Here is a 20,826-nt window from a genome sequence, read left to right as displayed (position 1 = left end):
AAATTATTTAAGTAAAGCCTATGATGATGAATGGATGTTTAAGAATGGTTTTACCGATATTTCGCCAGACCAGACCCATATCGGGAAAGTCCTCGAAATTTTAGGTAGGGAAGGGCATATCTGGACATTAAATAAAGAACAGACTTTAGAAACTGCTATTCAATTGTTCCGTGAAAAAAGCATATCGCAAATACCGATTGTAGAGGGAGAAGAAGTTATTGGCTCTGTGGAAGAAATCACAATTATGCATGCCTTACATCAAGGGAAATTGCCAACGACACCATTATCTGAGATAATGGCACATCCTCTACCTGTGCTTGACGCCGAAACAAAAACGGAGGAAGTATATCGTTTATTGTTAGCCGGGAACCCTGCGGTTATTATTCGACAAAAGAATCGTTTAATCGGGATTGTTACTCGCACAGATTTGATATACTTTTATCAGTTGCGAAAACAGATGGAAAAATAAAACATAAGGCAAAAGGAGAGAACATGGAATTTGGTACTCGTGCTATACATGCGGGACAGGCCCCCGACCCTTTAACCGGTGCCGTAGTTACACCTATTCACCTTGCTACAACATTCCAGCAATTGGAGCCGGGAAAACACAAAGGATTTGAATATACACGGACACAAAATCCAACGCGAAAAAGTTTAGAGGAATGTATTACCCAATTGGAAGAAGGTTCTGCTACAGCATGTTTTGCTTCCGGTGTTGCGGCTATATCTGCAATTATACAGACACTATCTCCGGGCGATGGTATTGTAGCAGGGCATGATTTATACGGAGGAACAGTGCGCCTGCTGGATAAGATATATTCTCAATGGGGTATCGAGGTAGCATACGCCGAGGATAACAATCCGCTATCCTTTGAACAGGCAATTCAAAAATTAAAAAAGCCCCGGCTTATATGGGTAGAATCCCCGACAAACCCATTGCTTAATATTGTTGATATATCGGCAATAGCACAGATTTCTAAAAAATATGGACTTAAACTTGCTGTGGACAATACATTTGCCACACCCTATCTACAAAAGCCGATACTTTTAGGAGCCGATTATGTAGTGCATAGTAGCACAAAATATTTAGGAGGGCATTCCGATGTGCTTGGAGGTGCTGTTACCGTTAAAAATCCAGAAGACATCAAGGCCATCCATCTGATACAAAATAGTATAGGTGCAGTCCCATCACCTTTTGATTGCTATCTGCTACTACGAGGGATTAAAACCCTCCATGTGCGAATGGAACGCCATTGTGATAACGCAGAAAAGGTTGTTCAATATCTTGCTCATCATCCTAAAATCAAAAAGATTTACTATCCCGGACTGGGAAAAGAACCCATTCTGGATATTGCACGGAAACAAATGCTCCGATTTGGAGGAATGGTTTCAATGGAACTGAACGATATGGAAACACTTGAAAATTTCTACCAACGGGCAAAAATATTCACACTTGCAGAAAGTTTAGGGGCAGTTGAATCTCTGTTTTGCGTTCCCTATTATATGACTCACGCAGGTTTATCGGAAGAGAAAAAACAAAAATTAGGCGTTACCCCAACCCTTGTCCGTCTTAGCATTGGTATTGAAGACATCAATGATCTCCTTTCCGACCTCTGTCAAGCATTGGGATAACAAAAAAGACGGATAAAAGATACAGATATATAACTTAATATTAGTTAATATAGCCGTATTGATAATTGTTATCGCCTTTTACACGGATGGATTGGGAGGTTTTACTGGTATTGCGGATTTCTACCTCATAATTAGGATTAGGGGTATTGAATTGATACCTGTAATTGTCGCCAAAAGATGAAGATGACCCTGTAATAGAACCGATATTACTACGTACATTTATATTGCTACCTGAACCCAATTGATAACTACTACCTGCCCAGTATTCAGTTTTTTCTTTTCCGTAATGATTAATATTAAAATTAATCCGTGAACCTATTATAGAATATGTTCCTGATACAGTTTCTCCATTCGTATTACGGAAACTGAAACGACCGCTTTGTTTTGATATTGCTCGAATATCGCCATACCATCCATCTAAAGATAACTGTTTAGACCCAGAAAAGCCCTCTTTTTCATTTTTGTTCTCTCGATACATAGCATCAATAGCCCCGATAATAGCCGGGATGATGGGAGAAATAGAAACCATTTCCTTCTGTTGTTTTTGTGAAACAGATGCATTGCTTTCTGGTGAAATAGGATAATTAGGAGCCCTATACGGAGCGAACGATGTGATTGGAGGTTGTTCAGTTATCGTTTGCGGATTATATACATACGGATTTACCAGTCGTGGGTAACTATATGGATTGGGGGAATAGAGTGGCTTTCCCATATAATCAAAAGCCTCATCTAAACGCGGGTTATACAGAGCCCTCTCATCAATTCTTTTCCCTCCATATTGCGGTTGGATATTTTTAAGTTTTCGTCCACCTACCGTAAATTGATTATCCAATAACGGCCTGCTTCCGTATAAATTCGGATAATTTTCTGATAAATTGTTTTCATCCATTTGTGCAAAAAGGGATGTATTAACAAATAAAAACACCCCTATACTCAAACTATAAACAACTTTTTTTATTTGTCCGCTACAATTCATTTTATATCTCCTTATAATAAAACGAAAAAGGAACATCTATTATTTAGTTTACCACACAACCATTTTAAAACTTAACAACAAAACCTAAAACTTAATAAAATAGATGGTTTTGTTCTTTAAAAGAAATATAACTAAAAAATTTACGGTAAGATAGACAAGGGTTTTAAGATGTAACCATAAGATTTACATAAATTTTTTTCAGAAAAATCTACTTTATTTTATGGTGTATTTTTTTGTGGTGGTGTCGGAACTTTTGATAATTAGTCTTTGATTTTCGGGCTGGTAGATAAAATCGGTAATTGGTTCGTTATCTTTTAAAATTTCTGTGGGCTTTTGAGGAGTAAGAATGCGGAGGATATGCGGTTTTATAAGCCCTTCCATCTCAATGGTTAAATCAGTTCCTTTGGAAACTTTGACTGTCATCTGTCCTGAATAGTCGGGGTAATGCACTGTAAATGAATTATTTCCTTCAGGGTAAATATTCAGAACTAAATATCCTTCCCAGTCTTTGTCTCCGATACCTGTATAGGAACGACTGATATACATCGGTATAATAGCCCCTTCTTTGATAAAAACAGGGTATTTGTCAATCTCATACGAATTTGTTATTGTTTGCCCTCCTTCTATAGTTTGTGTATCGCTAAACCACCATCTCCATTTTCCTTTGGGTAAAACAACAGAACGCGTGCTTATTTTTTGATAAATAGGAGCCACTAACAGGTAATCACCGAACATATATTGATATTTTCCCTCTTTCATGGGTCGCATTAATGGCTTTCCACCTTCGGACCATTGGGCTACATAACTATACATATAGGGTAATAATTCTGTGTGTAGCCATGAATATTTCCGAACCAAATCAAATTCTAATTCGGAGCGTTTCCACATTCTCCGTTCGCCGTGTCCACCGTTCAGAAATAAGCCGCAGAAGGTAGAAAACTGTGTCCAGCGGATATATAAATCTGCAGGAATAGGTTCTGCTCCGTGATAACCTGCAATATCTGAACCTATAACACAGTATCCCAATTTGGCACTTCGCAGGATATAATAAATAGCCCTTTCGAGTCCACGTTTCTCGTATTCCCATTCGTATTTATTATCCCCAACCCAGTTTACTGTAGACGCATTTAACGGGGCAAAACCTTCGGGGTGTGCCCAGGGAGTAGGTGAATCAATAGAGCGGGCTAATGTAGCAAATTCAGGATTTACAGATTTACCGTAATTCAGTTCTTCCCGATAATAATAATCCATATATTTTCGAGTAGTTACAATACCTTTATGTCCGCGGACATAAAACATAGGAAGGGGACCCAGTGATGTTCGTAATAATGTAGCAGAACCATCCAATTTCCAGCCGTCTACGCCTAAATTAAGCACCTGATTTTGTAAAGAACGCCACCACTGCATTGCTTGTGGATTTGTATAATCAATAAATCCTCCTTTACCTTTCCACCAGCGAACCTGTCTGCCATTTCCTAACAAATACCCTTTGTTACGGGCTTCCTGGTAAAAGTCTTCTGCATTTTTTATAGCAGTATCCGGATTTTCACTATTAACCATACTGGTCATCCAAAGAACCACACGGATATTTCGGTCTTCAAAATATTTAAAAAATTCTTTCGGATTTGGAAATCGCTCTTCGTCCACTGTAAAGTCGTTATAGCGAAGCGACCAGGGACTATCAATCAGAACCGTGCGGACAGGAAAATCATTTTCGATATATCCATTCACCAATTCCAATGTAAAATCGGCTGTATTCTGGTCATCTTCCCAAACCCAGCATTCCAGGACCCAGGAAGGAATTTTTGTCCGTTCTGTGTATCGGTTGTAATTAAGCGGGTATATACCCCAAAAAGGGAGGATAATCCAAAACCAAATAAATACAAAAAATACCAATAAAGTAATACCAGCCCACTTTAAAATTTTTAATAAAATTCTCAACACTGTTTGACCTTTTTAATGAGGTTTAATTATACACCTTTGCGATTTAACTGAATAAAGATTTCTTGGGTGCGATATGTTTTAGGGACATAGTCTGGAAGGGGCTTAATTTGCTGGTGATAGGCATCCAGAAAACTGAATGGTTGAGGGAAGTAACTTTCTTCCAATTCGGCAGGTGGAACAATCCAATTGGGGGACCCGATAACACAAATAGGGGCATCCAGATAATCAAAGGCTATTTGAGTTAATTGTCCCGCTACGGTATGTAAGTAACTACCTCGTTCACAAGCATCGCTTGCAAGGATGAGTTTTCCTGTTTTCTTTATGGATTTGACTATAGGTTCGTAATTGATAGGCACAAGTGTTTGCCCATCTATCAATTCGACACTAATCCCGTATTCGTTTTCAAAACGCTGTGCGGCATCCCAAGCACGGTAGAGGGTTGCTCCAAAAGTCATGATGGTCAGGTCTTTTCCTTCTTTAATAATCTCTGGCTCTCCAATCGGCAATCTATAATATTCTTTAGGGACACCTTGTTTGTGGAAAATTTCTACCTGATTATAAAGCCGTTGACTTTCAAAGAAAATTACCGGGTCACTACCACTCAAAGCAGATGCAATAAGTCCTTTGGCGGAATACGGCGTTGCGGGAAAAACAACCTTCAAACCCGGAATGTGTGAACATAACGCCGTCCAATCTTGTGAATGTTGGGCACCATATTTTGCTCCGACAGATACCCGAAGGACTACCGGCATTTTTAACTCACCAGCGGACATGGCTTGCCATTTGGGTAATTGGTTAAATACTTCATCCCCTGCTCGACCCATAAAATCACAATACATCAATTCTACTAAGGGTCTTCCTCCTTCCATAGCAACGCCAACTGCTGTTCCTACAATAGCACCTTCGGATATGGGTGAATTAAAAAGGCGATGATAGGGAAGGGCTTCTGTTAAACCTTGATATACGGCAAAAGCACCACCCCAATCCCGATTTTCCTCACCGTAAGCGATGAGCCTTGAGTCATGATAAAAATGGTATAAAATTGATTCAAAAATGGCTTCTCCAAAGGTAACTGCTTGAGTTGCTTTTAACGGTTTGCCATTTTCATCTATGCCCACCCGTGATTTCTTCTCTATCTTCTTTAATCGTGGATTTTCCTCATAAGGAATTAATACATCCGAAGGGCTTTCCAGTCCGGGCAGTTCTTTTTCCTCCTTATTTGAGAACATTAAATTGGCAAGACCTGAAGTCTGCGTTAAACGCATACGGGGTGAAATTTCACTACTTGTCGCTAATAGACATGCTTTTTTCACTTTCTTCTGGGCATACGCCTTGACTTTTTCTAATTCTGTTTCGGTGGCTAAACCTGCTGATTTTATCTTTTCTGCAAACTCAATTATCGGGTCAACGGATTTCCACATTTCAATTTCTTCATGGTCGCGATAGGCAGATTGGTCGCTCGGAGAATGTCCGGATTGGCGATAGCATATTACATCCAGCAATACAGGACCCTGCCCACTTTCTAATAAGGGCATTTTCCTCCGATAAGCATCGGCAACGGCTAAGGGGTTATTTCCATCCACTACTTCTGCATGCATATTTTCAGGGTTTAATCCGCAACCAACGCGTGCCAATCGTTCAAAACCGGCGGTCTCACCTATAGGTTGTCCACCCATCCCATAAAAGTTATCCATAAAATTAAAGACGATGGGCAATCCGCCTTTATGTTCATCATCCCACAGATTTTTATATTGTCCCATTACAGAAAACATCATTGCTTCCCATACGGGTCCGCATGCCACAGAAGCGTCTCCGATATTTGCTATAGTAATACCCTTCAATTTACGAACCTTCCGATACAAAGCGGAACCTGTGGCTATATCTGCACTTCCTCCTACAATTGCATTAGCAGGATATACACCAAACGGTGTAAAGAAGGCATGCATAGAACCGCCCATCCCTTTATTAAAACCATACTCGCGCCCGAAAATTTCCGATAACAGTCCATACAGTAAAAAATCAATTCCTAATTCCTCTTCCTCATTTGTTTTCAAAAGAACCTTGTTTTTTTCTCCTTTTACAACAAGAGGAGACCAGTCCGGTTCATGACTTTCAACAACCTGTAATATCTTCCCTTCCCAATAGGATTTCATTATTTCAGTAAGATGATTTCCCGTTAAATCGCGAATAGCACGCAATCCCTTTGCAATGATTTCTCCATGACTACGATGACTACCAAAAATGTGGTCATAAACACGAAGAAAAACACATTCCCCAACGGCACTTCCTTCCTGGCCTATAGAGAGATGTGCTGGTCCTGCATGCTGATACTCTATCCCTTCATACGAACCTAACTTTTTTATCTTATCCAGCATTGTTTCAAATTCACGAATAATCACCATATCACGATATATTCGTATCGCTATTTCTGGTGTTATCCCCTCATTTGCCTCTAATTCCTGTTTCAAATTCCGCTGATACTGATTTACAGGAATATTCTTTACCTTAATTTCACCTTTTTGACGCATTTCTTGGGGAGATATAAGTATTTTCTTTGTCATTTTTATTTCCTTTTATTAAAAAAACAAGATTTGACTATTTAACCGATATTGCCTGTGAAGACAAAATAGTATAAATCAATTACGCAAAAACTTACAAGCGGAAGGGTTTTTGTTCTTGTGTAAGGAATAGGGATGAAATTAAATTTTTAAGATAGAAAATTATTTAATGAGTTTATCAATGGCTCTTTTTATTTGTGCATCTGTATAAGGAGAATAGCCTGAAAAGTAATTATTAACCTTCATATCTTCATCTAAAACGAAGATGGCTGGAATACCATTAAAAGAATATCTCTGGCTGGTTTCTTCATCTTTCTCTAAAAATATATTAACGGTTTTTATATCCTTTTCCGTTAAGAATTTTTTTATTTCTTCTACTTTACCATCCCATACATTTATTCCAAGAAAGATAACTTGGTTGGGGTCATAGTTACGAGATAACTTTTCCAAAGCAGGTAAAGCGTTTCTACAAGGTCCGCACCAGGTTGCCCAGAAATCAATAACAATTGCTTTTTTCCCTTTTACGATAGAAGATAATTCCACCTCTGAGCCGTCTATCTTTTTAATCGTTAAATTTGGGGCTTTCTGTCCTTTGAGGGGATGGGAATTTTCCTTAACACCGAGAACATAAGAGACTGAAAAATACCCGGCAATAAGAATTAACGCAATTACCCAAATAGTTTTTCCCCAACTTGACCTATTAAAATCCTTGTCCAAGTTATCTTTATTTAATCTTATTTTAACGCTTCCAATATTTCTTTTTTTAATTCTTCCTTCATTTCAGCAGAAAATCCGGAGTGTCCCGCCTTAATAATTCCATTCTTGTCTATGATAAACATACGCGGGATACTTGTTACATTGTAAGAATTAGCGACTTTACCATCTGTATCCAGAAGCACTGTTAAAGTTATACCAGCGTTTTTAACAAAATCGGGAACTTTTGCTTTATCTTCATCAACATTTACAGCCAGGAAAACTACATCTTTATCTTTTAATTCATTACTTACCTCCTGAACGATTGGCATGGCCCGACGACAAGGGGGACACCATATTGCCCAGAAGTCCAGCACAACAACTTTCTTACCTTTAAAATCTTTTAAGGAAACTTTTTTACCATCGAGAGTGGATAGGGTAAAATCTGGAGCTTTTTGTTCTATCGTTTCATCTTTTTTCTTTTCTACTTTGGATACACCCTCCGGAGGGTTAAATTTAAATATACTTTCATCCTTGACAGAGTTCAATTTCCAATTATCAAAGTAAATATTCATAATTCCTCCTGAAGAAATACCATTAGAGGGCAGTTCGGATTGCACTTTTGTAAGTTTAGGTTCATTTCCCATAGCGAGCCACACCTTAATTTCTCCTCCTTTATCCATTTTTATCTGGAATTGACTTTCATTGTTTTGTGTTGGGGCTCCAGATGGTTCGGTTGCTTGTTGAATTGTAAGAGATGAAGGAAGTTCCGTGTCTCCAAAGATAATAGAATCTAACAAATCGGGTCCCCCAATGAGCAAAAACAATTTTGGATTTTTAGGGGCTTCTCGTTCTATATATTTCTTATCTTTTTCTGAGTAAACGGTTAAATTGGAGCCATTACGGAAAATCTGAATATTCCCCTGTTGTTGGGTTTCTACCGATAAGAAGTTTAAATCATTACCTTTTGAAATAATTTTAAATTTTTGTTCTATCTCTACAGGTTTATCACCTGTTTTTTCTGAATGGATAGAATAAACAACTTTTGCTTCAACCTCATAAGATTCAGCATTTTTTAAAGGCTTTACGGCGTCAAGAAATATCTGCTTGCTATCGCGGGTCTCTTCTCCGTAAGCAAACAATGCGATAAGAACAAACACAATCATAACCTGTTTAAAAATGACCATTGAATTCATAAAGTTTCCTTTCATTTATTTTGTTTTTAAAGTTCTTCCCATGGATTTGTAAATTGGTCACGAGCGGAGGAAGGTTCCGGAAGGTTCTTTTCATAAATTTCAACGTTATGTAATTTCCTTAATTCCTCCATTTTTTTACCAATCAAAATAGGAGCCACAAGTAAATGTTTAATTTCATCTATCGTAGGAGTTCGTTCCGGACGATGTTCCAGAACTTTTAATATGACATAAGAGTCAGGCATTATCTGAGTTTTCATATTCCCTTTTTCATCTTGAGCCATACTTTGAAATTCAGGCATATATACAGGACCCAAAATAGTTCCTTCTTCTACACTTTCAGCCACAGACCAGAAACCACGGAAACGGGCTGAATTGGGATTGTTTTCAATTTCACTTTCACTAATCTTAATATTTTGTATCTCAGGTGCAATTACAGTAGATTGCTTTTGTAAGAGTATCTCGTTGATAAGGTCATCAAAATTCTTGCCCGAGTCTATTTGACTTCGATATTCCGAGCATATTTTGGCTGAATTGGGAACAGATGTCGGGACAAAAATCCCTCGAAATTTTATAGACTCGTATATATGATAATCATCTTTTTTTAAATTATATTCCCGTTGCAATTCTTCCTGTGTAACATTTAATTTCCCTGCTTTTACATCTTCCCCAACCAGATAAGCGATTGCCTGGTCTCCCAATAACCGTTCATAAATTCTATCTGTTTCCTGCTCGATATACTCTTTCATTGTCCGTAATGTAGCAGGAGTTAAATTATATACCTGCATAAGAGGTGTTACCGTATCGCCTTCAGGTATAGGGATTTCCCAGATAGACCTTAATTGTTCCTGTTCATCACCGGAGCTACGGAAAAACTGTTCCCGTGCTAAATCACGATTTAATTTGATTTTCCCTTCCTCCGCCAATTTTTTCCCTAAAGGGATTTTTATTCGCAGGTCAATCTGTTGATTTAACACGCGCAAAAAATCACCACGACTGGTAATTTTAGGTCGTTCACGGTCATCCATTTCTCGAAGGATTTTATACAAATCCCCGCGTGTAATATATTCATTATCTATCCTTGCTACCTTAATAGTCTCTGGGTCTCCAATTCGCCCACAAGCCGGGATAATAAAAACAAGTATTACAAACAGATATTTTTTCATTCTAATAACCGTTTTATAAAGAAATATTTCATCTTACTTTTTTAAATATTATATTATTTTACGAAAGGAAATAGGTAATAAGGGACATGATAATTAAAGTAATGCGGTTAGTTTCTGCCGAATCATTTCTAATTTTTCTCTTTCACCACTCCGATTGTATAAATCCTGCATGCTCCTCAGAACCAGTATTACAGAGGGGTCTTTTTCACCCCAGGTTTTCTGCCAGATTTGTAATGCCTTCATATAATAAAGTTCGGATTCTTTATATCGTTTCATTTCAAGATATAGCAGTCCCATATTGTTATAGGTAGTTGCTAATTCAGGGTGGTCTGCCCCTAAAAATTGCTGTTTGATAGCCAATGCATCCTGGAAAAACACTTCTGCCTCCTGATAGCGTTTCATGTCGCAATAGAGGGATGCCAGATTATTCATTGTTTTAGCAACTTCCAGATGTTGAGGGCCGAAAAATCTCCGTTTCATATCTAAAGATTTTAAATAATATTCTTCAGCCTCTTTATATTTTCTCTGAGATTGATAGACACCTGCCAGATTATTCATAGACCTGGCTAAATCGGGATGGTCAATATCGCCGAAGGCTGTCTTCCATATTGTAATTGAGCGTAAATATAGTGGCTCTGCGGAGGCATATTTCCCTTGTGCCAGATATAACGCTTCTAAATCTTGGAGTATTGTGGCAACTTCAGGATGAAGCGGTCCTAAAACTTTTTCGCGTATTTCTAAAGCACGACGATACAAGCTTTCTGCAGCGGGGTATTTCTCCTGGCATTCAAATAATCGGGCTAATTGATGATACAATGTGGCAACAGCGTTGTTGAATGTCCCTAAACTTTTTTCCAGTATTTGTAATGCCTGCCTATAATACCTTTCAGCATCCTCATACCTTCTTTCTGTTTGTCGCAATTCGCCTATATTAGCAAGAACCATCGCCACATTGGGATGTTCCGGTCCGGATATTCTTCGCCACAGGTCTATTGCATCAAGATATAATTTTTCTGCTTCTATATACCTTTCTTGAAAACGATAAGTTTCTGCTAAATTGTTTAATGTTGTTGCTATATTCGGATGTTCCGGACCATAAATTTTTTTCCAGATTTCCAACGCCCGTTTGTAATGTTTTTCCGATTCTTCTAATTTCCCCAGAAACTTCGATACTTCCGCCAGAATACATAAAGCATTACCGACATGAACATCATCCGAACCATACGCCTCTTCCCAGATTTCGAGACATTTCACACACAAAGGCTCTGCTTTTTGTGGAAATCCTTGAACTTTATATAACTCTGCTAATTGATAATAAGTGATTGCCATATCCGGATGTTTTGGGGGCAACATGTTTTGTTTGATGGATAGGGCTTCCTGATATAACTTTTCTGCTTCGTAAAATTTGCCTACTGCACGATAATAACCCGCCAGGTTATGAATGACACGGGCTACATCTAAATTCGAAGCACCCCAGATCGTTTTATACAAATGAACAGCTCGTTCTGTATAAGAAATTGCCTCGTTAATTTTTCCCTGTCCATGACATAATACCCCTAAGGCGTTCAATGTAAATGCCGTTTCCGGATGATTGGGTCCTAATGTGTTTTCCCGTATTTCCAGTGCCCTGCGGTATAAACTTTCCGCCAGAACCAGGTCGTTTTGTTGCCGATATATATCTCCTAATAATTGAACTGTTGCAGCAACATCATGATGAAAAGGACCAAGAATTTTTTCGCGAATATCTAATGCCTCCTGACAACACTTTTCCGCATCGGCATATTTCCTCATGGTCAAATACAAACCCGCAAGATTATATAACGAACGAGCCACATCGGCGTGCCTTTGCCCCAAAACTTTCCTTCGTATTTCTAATGCTTTGGAGTGGGCTTTTTCCGCTTCCGCATATTTTTTCTGTTCATGACAGATTACCCCTAATGTATGCCAACTATTCGCTACATCTTCATGTTCTTCACCTAAATATTTCCTGCGAACATCCAACGACCTTTGGGCAAATCTTTCCGCATCCACATATTTTCGAAGTCCCCTTAATATTTCTGCCATATTATTCAGGCTGATGGCATAACGAGGGTCGCTCTCTTCAAAATTTTGTTCTGCATATTGTAATGCTTCCTGAGCGAGAGGCAAAGCCTGGGCAAACGACCTTGACCGGAACAACTCCACCACCATTGCAATTTTGCTTTGCCATTCCTTTTCAAGAATGTCACTGAGAGATGTTCCCCCGATACCTATTTCTTCGGGCATCTCATTACTCATTCATCATAACTCCCGGTGAAAAATTTTTTGTTTATAAATGTATTTTTCCACAATCAGTGCTAAAAAATTTAAATCATTATAGCAAAAATTTTTTGTCAATAATAATCTTTCAATCTTTTTTTTCTTGTTCAAATACCAATGAGTGTAAAAATCTTTCTGTTATTTTATATGTGTTTTGCTCATCATCTTTAAGAGGGCTTCTTGCGGTAAGATGGAGAGGGGACTTTATATACTCTCGGTGACAGGTAGGGCAGAGGTCAAATTCAAAACTTTTGTAAATTTGTTCCTCCAATTCATCGGCACTCATTTCTTCCATTCTTTTTAACAATTGTAGTATTTCTTGTTGATGATTTCGAATTAAATCAGCCAGATGAATTTCGTTCTGTTCGTATATTGCGGAAACTTCTATCTTGACACGATAACGAAGTTCTTCTTTCTTCAAATTTCTACCACAGGCATCACATTTGTAAAAATTCATTAATTAAACTCCATACCAATAGTAATATCATACAGAGAGAAAAACTATTGATACAAAAAAAATGGCGTCATAACGGGATAAGTTATGACGCACTCAAGGAGGTAAGAATATGAGACTGTTTTCCCGATAGGCGTGTAATCATCGGGATACAATTGCTGTATTCAACTGTCCCATATTCATTATTCAATATATTTATCGGCAAGAAGGAAAAATACTTTACTAAATATGTAATTAATTTTGTGTAATAAAGTCTCACAAAAGATATTATCAGCGTCCTATAAAATACATGAGACCGATGGGACAAATAAGAGATACGAGACAAATAGAATAGAGTTGTGTAAGATAATTCGTAATTACATTTAAATACAAGGGTAATTCTTCCTAATTATAAGGATAAGTCAAGCGTTCAATATAATTTGTTATCTCTACATATATGCAATACAGATAAGATTGTAATACCTAATATAGAGGATAATTTATCTACATCTGTCATGAGGTCATCAGGCTTTTTTGTTTTTTCATTGCATTTGTTGGACATTCCAACCACGGACACTAAACAAGGGTGTTGTGTTTTTCGGTAGAGTATCCTCTGGCACCTTTGCCTGTATAGTAATTTCTTCGGATGGTCGTAAGATAATCCCTCCGTCTGACCAATAAACCCGTGGTAATTCGAAACCGGGCTTGTCGGGGGCATACAGTTCAGGGATGAGCATAAATGCAATACTACTACCGATATTCTTTATTTGCATATCAAATATCCGCTCTTTTTCTGTTTTTGAAGTTTCTTTCCCTTCAACATGTATTTTTGTCTTCTCTAATTCATTTAACATGGTAAAGTCCGCTTTTGATTTGGGTCGGGTGTAAAAAATTCCTTTAAGATTATGTCCACTATCCCCGGGTATATCCGGCGTTGCTGAGAGCCAATAGGTATTTGTGGAAATAAGTTGATTGTTTTCGCCAAATAGTTGGAGACGAAGGAAAAACATGGGTTTTCGCTGATTTTCTGGGATATTTACTTCAAAAATCTTTATCTTTCCGTCCCTATCTACTGCAATATTTTCCTTTGTCTGTGACCAGAAGGTTTCTCCATTAAGATTAAACGCCTCTGCGGATACCCGCAAATTTGTTATATCTTTTCTATAACTATTCACGACCCATATACATTCATCATCGTAAGCATATAAGACATGAATAGGTTCGCATGCTTTCTTGGCACCATAATATGCTGATGTCGGGCGGAGATACCAGTCAACATATTGCCAACTTAAAGCTGCAGGCCAGGCGGTATCATATTTCCATGTTGTAATCCCTGTGGCTTTATATTTATTTCGTGCGTATGCTTCAAACATTCCTCTTGCACTGTTAAAGTTCATGGCTTCTGTTTTCCTCGAAAAATCATTAAAATCTTTGGCTGGACCATAACAATCATTCATTGCGTCCCGCAAAGCGTAGAAATAACTTCCACCTTGAGTAACGGTATGAAATGACCATGCTTCTGTGTCTAATGCAGGCCAGAGTTGGTCTTCTGGAAGCATCTGCCTTAAACTGGTAGGACTTGCAATAATCCCGCCGATACCTCCGGATTGAGCAAATCCCCATGCCCCATCGTGGGTTCTCAGGTAATAATGAGAAGGTCCTGCGTATGTCCATAGTTCCCGCGTTCCTGTGCGTGTGCCACCGGTAGAACGACGCGTCGTTGTTACAAATGTCCCTGAATGGGGCTGATAGGTGCGGCGGACACGGTGTTTAGCAATCAAATCTTTATATGCTTTATCTAACTTTTCGGAAGGAAATGTTTCATCATGTCCTAAGAAATGCACCAAACTTGGATGATTTCGGATACGAAGCATCATATCCTCAATACACTGAATGGCTAAGTCTTCCTCTAATATCGTTCTGCCGAAAATCTGTTGTGTAACCATAACCCCGTATTCATCACAGAGGTCGTAAAACATATCCGTCTCGCGAATGGAAAATCCTTCTGAACGGAGCATGTTCAGTCCGGCTTCTTTCGCATAACGAATTAGGGCTTCGTATCGGTTTCGAGTAAGACGCAGAAGCATATCAGAAGTCATCCATGCCCCGCCTCGAATGAGTATTTTTTCACCATTGATATAATAAACACGCCAATCTTCTTCATTAAGTTCTGTGCGGACATCCCGAATACCGAATCGCGTTTGTGCGGTATCTGATACTTTTCCCTGAACTATTACTTCCATAGAGAGAGTATACAAATTCTGTTCTCCTAACGGTGCAGGCCACCAAATACGAGGAGATAGAACATGTAGGGCAGGATATTCCTCTGGTTTGAAAATAATTTCTCGTTTTTCTTTTGGACTTAATTTGACATTCTGTTCAAAAACACGATCTTCAATGGTCCCTTTTACCGTAACTTCTATTTCCTGTTCCTTCATGTTAGTTATCCAGGCAGATACCGTTAAATCCGCAAAATCCATTGAAGGAAGGGACAGTTGTGTCTCAACATACGGATGCCGTAATGCGACTATTCCCTGTGTTTTTATATACACAGGTTGCCATATCCCCATATTCAAATCGGGTGGTTGTGGATTATGGTCATCCCAACCCGTAGTTGCTTCTATCTGTTTTGTATCGTAATCCTTATCTGGTAAAAGACCCGGCGGATAAATTTTTACTGCTAATGTATTTTTTTCACCATATTTCAGATTTTGCGAGATAGGAAATTCAAACCTGCGAAACATGCCTCGCACTTCAGAACGGTCGGCTATCTTATGACCATTCATCCAGATTTCTGCCTCATAATTAATACCTTCAAAATGAAGTGTGCATTCCATACCGTTCCAATCCGCAGGAACAACAAATTCAGTTCGATACCACCAAGGGTCACGGAAGGGACTGTCCTTCGGCATAATTAACCACAGGTCATCTTGATAGCCCGGTACTTTCTTCAAATTTGTTCCATAATATAAATTAGGGTAAACGCCATTATCTTCAAGCACTGCAAGAACCGTATTGGGCACTTCTGTTTTGTACCAATTATCTGTAACACAATCGGAAGTGGATAAAACATTTCCTTCAACATTCAAACCACGGGAAGTCTGTACCAGCCAGTTCTGTTTCAGAGGGAGTATATCTGCAAAACTATACCATGAAATAAAAATTATACCAATCAACAGGCTTCCTAATAATTTTCTTATCTTTTTCATCTTTTCGCTCCTTATAATTATTTTGTTTACCCCTATTATGAGTATAGGTGATTACATTTTAACTTTCAAGTAAAAGACTTTAAAAATGAAAGAAGGTTTCTTTTTTGCTATACTAATACCTATTCCATTAATTTGTAAAAGATTAAACCTTAAATAATCAGGAGGGTATCCTTATGGCGAATGAAGGTGTCATAAATGCATGGCTTTACGGAACAGAATGTAAAAGTGAACTTCCCAAACCTGCTCGCCCGTTGCACATAGTTCTTTTAGGGGCTCCGGGAATTGGTAAAGGAACGCAAGCAGAGTATCTTAGCAAAAAATACGGAGCAGTCCAATTATCCACAGGGGATGTATTCCGTGCAGCAAAAAATACGCCCGAAGAATCGTTAAGTCCTGCTATGCGAGAAGCAATGGTTGCGATGAAAGCAGGAAAACTTGTGTCCGATGACACGGTTATTAACCTTGTTCGGGAACGAAGAAATTGTTTAAGTAGCGGATATGGATTTTTACTGGATGGCTTTCCGCGAACAGTACATCAAGCAGAGGCATTAAAACAACTATTAACAGAATTAAATATTAAATTAGATGTTGTGCTGAATTATGTATTGGACACAGAAGAAGTTGTAAAACGTTTGAGTGGCCGTAGAATCTGCAAACAATGTAAAGGCACTGCTCATATTATTTTTAACCCGCCCAAAGTAGAAGGTGTTTGTGATAAATGTGGCGGTGAATTATTCCAGCGGGAAGATGACCAGCCCGAAGCCATACGCGTGCGATTGAAGACCTACGAAGAAAGCACAGCCCCGTTAGCAGATTATTATGAGAAAGAAGGACTACTCCTAACTATCACTGCCGACGGCACTCCTGATGAAGTATTCAAGAAGACAGAACAACTATTAAAACAGAGATTGGGAATTTAACTTTAAATAAAGTCGAACAGGTCTAAACTCACCTGACCAGTTCCTGACCCGTTCGACTAATTAAATAAATTTTTATCGGGTTCTTCTTGGATGTCTTTAACCTTTTTTAGGGCTTGTTCCAGCAGGGTGTAATTTAATTTCCCTTCATCGTTTACAAGGGGTAAAACCTGCGGGAGATGTTTTAGTATTTTTGCATGATATAAAGGTTCATACACAAACACAGGCAAATGGCGTGACAATATTTCCTGAGCGACACGAAAACTTCCACCTTTATGTGCTGGTTGAAATAAGCAACCAACTTTAGCAAGGGATGCAATAAATAAATTTCTTCGGACGGCTTGTTGACTTTCCCATTTTGCAGAAGGCAACCATGGGCTAATAACTTGCATTTTGTTGCATTTAATCGCTCTTTCCCAATGATAGGGGATAGGGTAATGAAAAACACCACAGGGAATAATTACCTGTGTCGAACCTCCTATGTGAATGGATGTGTCATGTCCCGTTCGGTCAACTCCCATAGCACCTCCGGAAATAGGATAAGCACCTGCACGGATAATGAACTTGACTAATTCTTCGACTTTCTCTATGCATTTTTTTGTAGGTTGTGTTGTCCCTACTATAGCCACACCTGGGTTATTGTTATCACAATCCAGCATCCCCTTAAAAAATATTAATGGAGGCAATTGCCCCCTTAAATATAGCCATTGCTTGGGATAATATTCCGAGTTAAAGAAAGCGATATTCCAGCCTTCTTTTTGCACTTTCATCAATAATTGTTCTGCTTCTTCAATATCTTTCTGGCTAATAATTGATATTTTTTGAAAAACAATATCTGAAATAGAAATGCTTTTGAAATCGAATGGCTTAATATCTTTTCGATTATTAAAAATATCAAGGATTTTTTCCTCATCCAGGGAAAGCAATAAGTGAACCGTTTTCCAGGACTGCTTTGTTTTCTTTAAAATAGATAAACAGGCAGAAGTTATAAGTGATGTGTTCTTTTTTGACGAAAAGGAACTATATATCATAAAAGAGAATTATAAATATTATATTATTTATAAAAAAATGTTTTTAAAGAATATTTATTATTGACAATGGTGTCAATAAATTATATAATAAGTATGTAAAGAATATATAAATGAATTGAATTTATACATAAGGTAAAGTAATTTATGTTTGATTTGCAAGCACTTCAACAAAAAATACCGCGTTATATAATAGGACTTTCTTCGGGTACCTCTTGTGATGGTATTGATGCTGTTTTAGTCCGTCTTAAAGGTACAGGTCCAGAAATGGCAATGAGATTACTTGCTTCAAATACATTTCCTTACGATGAAGATTTCCGTCTGGCTTTATTGTCGGAACATAAAACAGACCGTGAAATCTGTCAGTTGAATTTTCAATTGGGAGAGTTATTAGCACAGGCGGCGCTGGAGATGATAAAGATAGCCAAAGAACAAAACATTGAAGTAGATTTCATTTCTTCTCATGGACATACCATTGCCCATCTTGCCCCTCCAACTTTTTCAAAAATTGGTATCCTTCAGATTGGAGAACCTGCGGTAATTGCAGAACGGACAGGTTTACCTGTAGTTTCAGATTTTAGAGCCCGTGACATGGCCGCAGGTGGTCAGGGTGCTCCTTTAATGCCTTATGCAGACTGGATACTTTTCCGTAGGTCTAACCGTACTATCCTTTGTATAAATATTGGAGGTATATCCAATATGGCGGTGATAGACCCGGATTTCCAGAAAATTTTCGCCTTTGATACAGGTCCGGGAAATATAGCAATAGATGCAACAGTCCGTCTTCTTACACGCGGTGCGGAGAATATGGACCGTGATGGCCGCATGGCAAGACATGGAAAGGTTATTGATGAATTCTTAGAGTATCTATTGGACCATCCATTCTTCGTAAAAGTCCCTCCCAAGACAGCCAGCAGAGAAGATTTTGGAGAAGAAAATTATTTGAGAGATGCTTTAGCCAGTCGTAAAGAATATCCCATTGAGGATCTTGTCGCTACGGTGACAACTATGGTGGTTCGAACCATTGTTGATGCGTATGAAAGATTTGTTAAGCCTCAATATACAATTGACCATATTATTATTGGTGGCGGTGGTGCCAAAAATAGAACCATACATAAGTGGCTATCAAAAAGTTTAGCACCTATTCCGGTGTTTACAAGCGACCAATATGGAATACCGAATTCCTCACGCGAAGCACTTTCCTTTGCTATTCTTGGGAATGAAACCATCTGTGGAACACCTGCTAATATACCTCAGGTAACAGGAGCATCCCGTCCTGTTGTTTTAGGAAAAATTACCCCTCCATAAATACTTAAAAATTATTTTTTATATTTACCATTATTTCATACAATTTCTATATTATTTTCCATGAAGGTTATCCTTATTCTTTTTCAACAAATAGAAAACTAAAAAGGTAGATAAATAGTCTTATATAAAAAACGATTTTTATATAGAAATAAAAACATGCGAATGAAGAACGGAAATACATATCTTTTTATCCTTCTATGTCTATTTGTATGTGTCAGGGTTGATGCTATTGGTGTTCGGGCACATATAGAAATAGGTATGGAGGCCATTCAGAAGTACATTTTGGATTGGGAAAAACAGTATCCCGAGTTAGCGGAGTTGTTCAAAGATAAAGAGGTTTATCCTGCTTTCTATGCGGGATGTTCTTTTCCCGACTGGGGATATGGAGAAATAAATCCCGATTGTGCAGAGGCTTCTCACTGGAACCCTTTTATAACTGCGTATGTGGAAGTATTACAACAAAAAATTCCAGAGTTATCTCCTGCACAAGCACGCAAAGAATTAGCCTTTTTTCTTGGAATGATTGTGCATAATATATCTGATATTCCCTGGCATTTTGATGAACCGAAACATCGTTCGTTTTTGACTTCGGCACGCGAAGAAGGAGGGTCTTCCCATGGAGAATCCGAATTTGCAACGGATATTTTCCTGTTTGCAGAAAAGGAAATTACACCTCCTATCCCATTACAACTATTTTGGCCCTTTGAAACAATATTATCTTGTTTCCAAAAAATAAACAAACAAGTAACTCTGGAACAATTAAAAGCAGGCTGTACACGGGAACAAGGTTATCTTGCTTCCGGACCACTCGTTGCCATGACCCAATTTTCGATAATGAAGCAGAAACATAATTGGGTATACCAGCATTACCAAGATTATTATTATGGAGGTGTGGAACATGATGCATCTGCGGTAAGTGCGTTTATGAAGTTCTATTTTGCAAAAATTGTAGGGGATTATTTTATACAGAATAGTTTGGAATATGCCCCGTATGTTCGAAAGAACAATGATTTTGTTCCTATCCAGTCCATTCGAGATACAACGATTATAGAAGAAAAACCGGAAAATAACACCGGTAAAGAACCCTATCTTACACTTGGGGTAGAGCAAAATAAAGAGCATAAAATTTTAATTCAATTCGATACACCAAAAAATTGGAATAAGGAGGATTTAAAAGAAGCCTTTATCTGGTTATATTTAGCAGAGATAAAAAGAATTGGAACCGGGTCTATTCGTGTAAAAGTTCAACAAATAAACGATACATGGGAAGAAGGAGACGGGATCTCAGATGAGTTTGAAGGTATAGATGGTGTGCCTTCCTTATTAACAAACTGGAATGCCCAAATCAATACTTCGGATGACCCTCTCAATATTCGTGAATTACCGTTTCAAATAGGATGGATAAAAATAAATATTTCCGACTTTGTCAATCAGTGGCTTGAAAAGCCATCATCCAATCATGGAATATGTT

15 protein-coding genes are annotated in these 20,826 nt (G+C 38.2%); 5 read left to right on the top strand and 10 right to left on the bottom strand.

Translation table 11 applies throughout. The annotated features are described in order from the left end of the window. Both PLA12_10250 and PLA12_10245 read left to right on the top strand, forming a co-directional pair. Nucleotides 1-469 (top strand): CBS domain-containing protein (locus PLA12_10250; GenBank protein ID HOQ32879.1); only part of this gene is annotated, 469 nt, incomplete at its 5' end. A gap of 23 nt (nucleotides 470-492) precedes the next feature. After that, the gene (locus PLA12_10245; GenBank protein ID HOQ32878.1) at nucleotides 493-1,632 is read left to right on the top strand and encodes a PLP-dependent aspartate aminotransferase family protein; all 1,140 of its coding nucleotides are present in this window, start codon (nucleotides 493-495) and stop codon (nucleotides 1,630-1,632) included. Between the two features lie 40 nt (nucleotides 1,633-1,672). On the opposite strand, the gene PLA12_10240 is transcribed toward PLA12_10245, so the two are convergent. The 9 genes from PLA12_10240 to PLA12_10200 form a co-directional block, all read right to left on the bottom strand. Continuing rightward, the gene (locus tag PLA12_10240; protein HOQ32877.1) at nucleotides 1,673-2,608 is read right to left on the bottom strand and encodes a hypothetical protein; all 936 of its coding nucleotides are present in this window, start codon (nucleotides 2,606-2,608) and stop codon (nucleotides 1,673-1,675) included. A 213-nt stretch (nucleotides 2,609-2,821) separates the two neighbouring features. Next, nucleotides 2,822-4,552: a glycoside hydrolase family 31 protein gene (locus PLA12_10235; protein HOQ32876.1), complete on the bottom strand. Its 1,731-nt coding sequence runs from the start codon at nucleotides 4,550-4,552 to the stop codon at nucleotides 2,822-2,824. Between the two features lie 26 nt (nucleotides 4,553-4,578). Next, nucleotides 4,579-7,113 carry a thiamine pyrophosphate-dependent enzyme gene (locus PLA12_10230; GenBank protein HOQ32875.1) on the bottom strand — a complete coding sequence of 845 codons (2,535 nt, stop codon included), beginning with the start codon at nucleotides 7,111-7,113 and terminating at the stop codon, nucleotides 4,579-4,581. Nucleotides 7,114-7,272: 159 nt separating this feature from the next. After that, nucleotides 7,273-7,827, bottom strand: a complete 555-nt coding sequence (locus tag PLA12_10225) for a TlpA disulfide reductase family protein (protein HOQ32874.1) — start codon at nucleotides 7,825-7,827, stop codon at nucleotides 7,273-7,275. Between the two features lie 17 nt (nucleotides 7,828-7,844). After that, a complete protein-coding gene (locus tag PLA12_10220) occupies nucleotides 7,845-8,999 on the bottom strand; it encodes a redoxin family protein (GenBank protein HOQ32873.1) in 1,155 nt (384 codons plus the stop codon). Nucleotides 9,000-9,025: 26 nt separating this feature from the next. Further along, nucleotides 9,026-10,162 carry a peptidylprolyl isomerase gene (locus PLA12_10215; GenBank protein ID HOQ32872.1) on the bottom strand — a complete coding sequence of 379 codons (1,137 nt, stop codon included), beginning with the start codon at nucleotides 10,160-10,162 and terminating at the stop codon, nucleotides 9,026-9,028. 93 nt (nucleotides 10,163-10,255) lie between these two features. Further along, complete coding sequence (locus PLA12_10210) at nucleotides 10,256-12,439, bottom strand: tetratricopeptide repeat protein (protein HOQ32871.1); 2,184 nt, start codon at nucleotides 12,437-12,439, stop codon at nucleotides 10,256-10,258. Between the two features lie 109 nt (nucleotides 12,440-12,548). Beyond that, nucleotides 12,549-12,917 (bottom strand): hypothetical protein, encoded by a 369-nt coding sequence (locus PLA12_10205; GenBank protein ID HOQ32870.1) that lies wholly within the window; start codon nucleotides 12,915-12,917, stop codon nucleotides 12,549-12,551. Between the two features lie 518 nt (nucleotides 12,918-13,435). After that, on the bottom strand, nucleotides 13,436-16,102 hold the full coding sequence (locus PLA12_10200) for a hypothetical protein (protein HOQ32869.1): 2,667 nt from the start codon (nucleotides 16,100-16,102) through the stop codon (nucleotides 13,436-13,438). 173 nt (nucleotides 16,103-16,275) lie between these two features. On the opposite strand from PLA12_10200, the gene PLA12_10195 reads away from it, so the two are divergent. Continuing rightward, nucleotides 16,276-17,022, top strand: coding sequence for an adenylate kinase (locus tag PLA12_10195; GenBank protein HOQ32868.1), 747 nt, complete (start codon nucleotides 16,276-16,278; stop codon nucleotides 17,020-17,022). A 56-nt stretch (nucleotides 17,023-17,078) separates the two neighbouring features. On the opposite strand, the gene PLA12_10190 is transcribed toward PLA12_10195, so the two are convergent. Then, nucleotides 17,079-18,050: a DNA-processing protein DprA gene (locus PLA12_10190; protein HOQ32867.1), complete on the bottom strand. Its 972-nt coding sequence runs from the start codon at nucleotides 18,048-18,050 to the stop codon at nucleotides 17,079-17,081. A gap of 144 nt (nucleotides 18,051-18,194) precedes the next feature. Between PLA12_10190 and PLA12_10185 the strand changes: the two genes are divergently transcribed. Together PLA12_10185 and PLA12_10180 are read left to right on the top strand one after the other, a co-directional pair. Further along, the gene (locus tag PLA12_10185; protein HOQ32866.1) at nucleotides 18,195-19,355 is read left to right on the top strand and encodes an anhydro-N-acetylmuramic acid kinase; all 1,161 of its coding nucleotides are present in this window, start codon (nucleotides 18,195-18,197) and stop codon (nucleotides 19,353-19,355) included. Nucleotides 19,356-19,511: 156 nt separating this feature from the next. Then, the coding region (locus PLA12_10180) for a zinc dependent phospholipase C family protein (protein ID HOQ32865.1) at nucleotides 19,512-20,826 on the top strand (1,315 nt) is incomplete at its 3' end.

This window comes from Candidatus Hydrogenedens sp., from assembly GCA_035378955.1.
Classification (GTDB): domain Bacteria; phylum Hydrogenedentota; class Hydrogenedentia; order Hydrogenedentales; family Hydrogenedentaceae; genus Hydrogenedens.
The sequence above is the reverse complement of the archived record's forward strand: the minus strand, read 5'-3'. Positions and strand labels throughout refer to the sequence as shown.

What these genes read in the sequence shown, in the direction of transcription:
- PLA12_10245 (HOQ32878.1), top strand. Translation starts at nt 493, where the DNA reads ATGGAATTTGGTACTCGTGCTATACATGCGGGACAGGCCCCCGACCCT.
- PLA12_10240 (HOQ32877.1), bottom strand. Translation starts at nt 2,608, where the DNA reads ATGAATTGTAGCGGACAAATAAAAAAAGTTGTTTATAGTTTGAGTATA.
- PLA12_10230 (HOQ32875.1), bottom strand. Translation starts at nt 7,113, where the DNA reads ATGACAAAGAAAATACTTATATCTCCCCAAGAAATGCGTCAAAAAGGT.
- PLA12_10220 (HOQ32873.1), bottom strand. Translation starts at nt 8,999, where the DNA reads ATGAATTCAATGGTCATTTTTAAACAGGTTATGATTGTGTTTGTTCTT.
- PLA12_10215 (HOQ32872.1), bottom strand. Translation starts at nt 10,162, where the DNA reads ATGAAAAAATATCTGTTTGTAATACTTGTTTTTATTATCCCGGCTTGT.
- PLA12_10210 (HOQ32871.1), bottom strand. Translation starts at nt 12,439, where the DNA reads ATGAGTAATGAGATGCCCGAAGAAATAGGTATCGGGGGAACATCTCTC.
- PLA12_10205 (HOQ32870.1), bottom strand. Translation starts at nt 12,917, where the DNA reads ATGAATTTTTACAAATGTGATGCCTGTGGTAGAAATTTGAAGAAAGAA.
- PLA12_10200 (HOQ32869.1), bottom strand. Translation starts at nt 16,102, where the DNA reads ATGAAAAAGATAAGAAAATTATTAGGAAGCCTGTTGATTGGTATAATT.
- PLA12_10195 (HOQ32868.1), top strand. Translation starts at nt 16,276, where the DNA reads ATGGCGAATGAAGGTGTCATAAATGCATGGCTTTACGGAACAGAATGT.
- PLA12_10190 (HOQ32867.1), bottom strand. Translation starts at nt 18,050, where the DNA reads ATGATATATAGTTCCTTTTCGTCAAAAAAGAACACATCACTTATAACT.
- PLA12_10185 (HOQ32866.1), top strand. Translation starts at nt 18,195, where the DNA reads ATGTTTGATTTGCAAGCACTTCAACAAAAAATACCGCGTTATATAATA.